The organism is Burkholderia sp. Ax-1720 (assembly GCF_011753035.1).
Classification (GTDB): Bacteria; Pseudomonadota; Gammaproteobacteria; order Burkholderiales; family Burkholderiaceae; genus Burkholderia; species Burkholderia gladioli.
In genome coordinates, this window is sequence record NZ_VWWK01000315.1 from 1 (window position 1) to 3,891 (window position 3,891).

Annotated in this window: 4 protein-coding genes; 1 reads left to right on the forward strand and 3 read right to left on the reverse strand. The window is 72.8% G+C overall.

Annotation, left to right across the window (positions count from 1 at the left end; genetic code table 11):
• The 3 genes from F3J18_RS35885 to gspI all read right to left on the reverse strand — a co-directional run.
• A partial coding sequence (locus F3J18_RS35885; RefSeq protein WP_166916860.1) for a tetratricopeptide repeat protein occupies positions 1-218 on the reverse strand: 218 nt, incomplete at its 3' end.
• 41 nt (positions 219-259) lie between these two features.
• Positions 260-916, reverse strand: coding sequence for a prepilin-type N-terminal cleavage/methylation domain-containing protein (locus F3J18_RS35890; protein WP_166916862.1), 657 nt, complete (start codon positions 914-916; stop codon positions 260-262).
• Positions 900-1,307 carry a type II secretion system minor pseudopilin GspI gene (gspI, locus tag F3J18_RS35895; RefSeq protein ID WP_166916864.1) on the reverse strand — a complete coding sequence of 136 codons (408 nt, stop codon included), beginning with the start codon at positions 1,305-1,307 and terminating at the stop codon, positions 900-902. The genes F3J18_RS35890 and gspI overlap by 17 nt, the downstream gene beginning before the upstream one ends.
• 320 nt (positions 1,308-1,627) lie before the next feature.
• On the opposite strand from gspI, the gene F3J18_RS35900 reads away from it, so the two are divergent.
• On the forward strand, positions 1,628-3,865 hold the full coding sequence (locus F3J18_RS35900) for a tetratricopeptide repeat protein (protein ID WP_166916866.1): 2,238 nt from the start codon (positions 1,628-1,630) through the stop codon (positions 3,863-3,865).
• The last annotated feature ends 26 nt before the right edge of the window (positions 3,866-3,891 follow it).

Here is a 3,891-nt window from a genome sequence, read left to right on the forward strand (position 1 = left end):
TCGGCCTCGCCGGCCGCGCCGCGCTGGAATTGCAGCACGCCGTAGCCGTGCAGCGCTTCCGGGTGCCCGGGTGCCTGCTCGAGCGCGGCGCGGTAGTCGCGCGCGGCGTCGTCGAGGCGGCCGGTTCCGTGCGCGGCCTGGGCGCGGGCCAGTTCGGTGGCCGCCGTCGATGCCGGCGCCCGCGTCGCGGGCAAGCCGGCTTGTTCACCTGTCGTCATGGGATTCCCCCTGGTTGGCTTGTCGAGATCGCCTGCCGTCTTCATTGCCCGATCTGGATCATCCGCACGTAGTCGACCGGCGGCGAGCCGAGCGTCACGGCCAAGCGCAGGCCGCGCGGCAGCGGCATGCCGAGCGTGGTGGTATTGCTCACGCCGTGCTGGGCGAGAAACTGCGCGTAGACCTGCTCGATCGCGGCCTGGTTGCCGGTCCAGCCGCCCGGCGCGATCCACACCGAGAGCTGCATCGAGCGCGCGTCGTTGCTGGCCGTCACGCTGGCGAACCTGTCCATCTGCTTGAGCGCGTCGGCCAGCTCGGCCAGCGAGGCCAGCGGCGGCGAGGCGCTGCGCAGCAGCGCGTGCCCGCGCAACTGGTAGCGCACTACCTGCACGAAGGTCGGCCCGGCGCCGATGCCGGCATGGCGCACCAGTACCAGCTCGTTGGCATGGATGCGCAGCGGCGCGCCGAACACCTCGTCGGCGCTCACCAGGTTGAGCAGGTCGAACTGGAGCTGCGAGAAGTAGCGACCGAGCAGGCGCGTCTGCGCGAGATTGCCCGAGATGGTGTCGCGGCCGCGGATGGTCGAATCCAGCCCGCGCCAGGACAGCAGCGCGATCACCGCGATCAGCGCGATCGCCACCAGCATCTCGATCAGCGTGAAGCCGCGCGCGCGGCGCCGGGCCTCAGTAGCGCGCTTCATTCTGGACCACCGAGACCAGCTCGGCGAGCACGGTGCGGCTCGAGCCCGAGGCGTAGACGCTGACCTTCACCTGCCTGAGCCGCGGCATCGCCATGGCGCTCACCGACTGGCGGCAGACGAAGGCATACGGCCCCTGCGGACAGGCGAAGCTGGTGCTGCCCACCGGCGGAAACGCGGTGCTGATGCGGATCGCGCCGAGCGCGTTGTCGGCGCTCCACAGCGCCAGCAGGCGCATGCGCGCGGTATCGGTGTCGGCGGCGAGCGCGCCGATCGCGCGCATCACCGCGCCCAGCGCGATCGCCACGATCGCCAGCGCCACCAGCACCTCGATCAGCGTGAAACCCCGTTGCACCGTTCGCGCGGCGCGTCGCGTGCTGGATTCGATCCTCATTGCCCAGGTCTTGTGGTTGGTGTGCCGCCTCGCGTCCGGCGGCCTCCGGACGAACAGGCAAGGTAAGCAGCGCCTGTGGCAGCGGCATGTCGAAAGCTACGGACCTTTTGAGCGTTTCGCGCCGGCGGCGCGGCAGGGCCGAAAAAAGGGTGCGAGCGCGGGCGCCGGCCGGCGGGCCGCGGCGGGCATTGGAGCAAATGTTCCGTAACTTTCGTCATACCGGTGTTACGGGTGCTCCGATAGCCTCGCGGATCAAGGCAGCACGCCGGCGTCCCGACGCGCCGCGCCACGAGACATCGTCGAGAGAACAGGGGCCATAGATGACATCGAAGGGGGAAGGGATCGCGCTCGCGAGCACCGCCAGCACGCTGCCGCCCGACGCGGCGCGCGTCGAGCAATTGCTGGCCCGGGCTCGCGGCGCGCATCAGGAGGGCGCGCTGCAGCAGGCCGAGACGGCCTATGCGGAGCTGCTGGCGCTGGACGGCGAGCATCCCGAGGCGCTGCACCTGCTGGGCGCGCTGCGTTTCCAGCAGGGGCGGCTGGACGAGGCCGAGCCGCTGATGCGCCGCTCGGTCGAGCGGCGGCCCGCGCCGCTGTCGCTGGCCAATTACTCGGCGGTGCTGGTCGGGCTCGGCCGCGAGGAGGAGGCGCTGCAGCGGCTCGACGAGGCGCTCGCGATCCAGCCGGCCCACCAGCGCGCGCTGTTCCAGCGCGCCGGCCTGCTCGGCCAGCTGGGCCGCCACGAGGAGGCTTGCGCCGCCTACGACAGCCTGCTCGCGCAGGTGCCGAATTTCGCCGACGGTTATGTGAAGCGCAGCGAGGCGCGCCGGCTGCTGGGGCGCCTTGAGGACGCGCTGCGCGACTGCGATCGCGCCCTGCAACTGGCCGGCCGCAGCTTCGACGCGCAGCGCTCGCGCGGGCTGGCGCTGCGCGGGCTGGGCCGCTACCGCGACGCGGTCGACAGCTACGGCCATGCGCTGGCCTTGCAGCCGGGCCATGTCGAGGCGCTGTTCCTGCGCGGCGTGGCCTGGCTGGACCTGAGCGACGCGGCGCGCGCGCTGGCCGACTTCAATGCCGCCATCGCCGCGCATCCGGCCTTCGTCGACGCGCTGTTCAACAGCGCGATCGCGCTCGGCCAGCTGGATCGCCACGACGAATCGCTGGCGCGCTGCGATCGCGTGCTCGCGCTCGACCCCGGCCATGGTCCGGCGCTCGCGCAGCGCGGCAACGCGGCGGCCGAGCTGGGCCGCCTGCACGACGCGGTCGACAGCTACGCACGCGCGCTGGCGGTGCGGCCCGATGCGGCCGAGGTGCTCTGCAACCATGCCAGCGCCTTGCTCACGCTGGGGCGCCACGACGAGGCGCGGGACGCCAGCGAGCGCGCGCTGGCGCTCGACGCCGGCAATCCGCGCGCGCGCTTCATGCGCGGCCGCGCGCGCCTGGAGATGCATCGCTACGAGGCCGCGCTCGACGATCTCGACGCCGTGATCGCGGCGACGCCCGGCGACAAGCTCGCGCATTTCCAGCGCGCCAACGCGCTGCGCGCGCTGCGCCGCCACGACGAGGCGCGCCAGGCCTTCGCCGATGCGATCGCGATCGATCCCGACTACGTGATCGCGCATTGCACGCGCTCCTTCCTGTGCCTGGCCACCGGCGACTTCGAGGCCGGCTGGGCCGCCTACGAATGGCGCTGGCGCGACGGCCAGCTCGATGCCAGCCGGCGCGGCTTCGCGCAGCCGCGCTGGACCCACGGCATGCCGCTGGCAGGCCGCACGATCCTGCTCTATGCCGAGCAGGGCCTGGGCGACACCCTGCAGTTCTGCCGCTACGCGCCGCTGGTGAAGGCACTGGGTGCGCGCGTGGTGCTCGAGGTGCAGCCCGAGCTGATCGCGCTGCTCGGCTCGCTCGACGGGGTCGACGCGCTGGTGGCGCGCGGCGCGCCGCTGCCGCCCTTCGACCTGCATTGCCCGCTGATGAGCCTGCCGCTCGAATTCCGCACCGATCTCGACTCGATTCCCGCCGCGCTGCCGTACCTGCGCGCCGACCCGGCCCGCGTCGCGCGCTGGCGCGAACGGCTCGGCCCCGGCGACGGCCGGCCGCGCATCGGCGTGGTGTGGTCCGGCAATCCGCTGCACCTGAACGACCGCAACCGCTCGCTGGCGCTGGCCGAGCTGCTGCCGATGGTGGATGCGCGCCACGAGTGGATCAGCCTGCAGAAGCTGGTGCGCGACGAGGATCGCGCGGTGCTGGAGGCCAGCGCGATCCGCTTCGTCGGCGACCAGCTCGGCGATTTCGCCGATACCGCCGCCCTGGTCGAGACGCTGGACGCGGTGATCAGCGTCGATACCTCGGTAGCGCACCTGGCCGGCGCGCTGGGCCGGCCGCTGGCGGTGCTGCTGCCTTACACGCCCGATTTCCGCTGGATGCTCGATCGCGAGGACAGCCCCTGGTATCCCCAGGCGCGGCTGTTCCGCCAGGCCGAGGGCGGCGCCTGGCCGCCGGTGGTCGAGCGCGTGGCGGCGGCGCTGCCGGCCATCGTCGGCGGGGGCGCGGCATGAGCCGGGTGACCCCGGGCGTGGCCGCG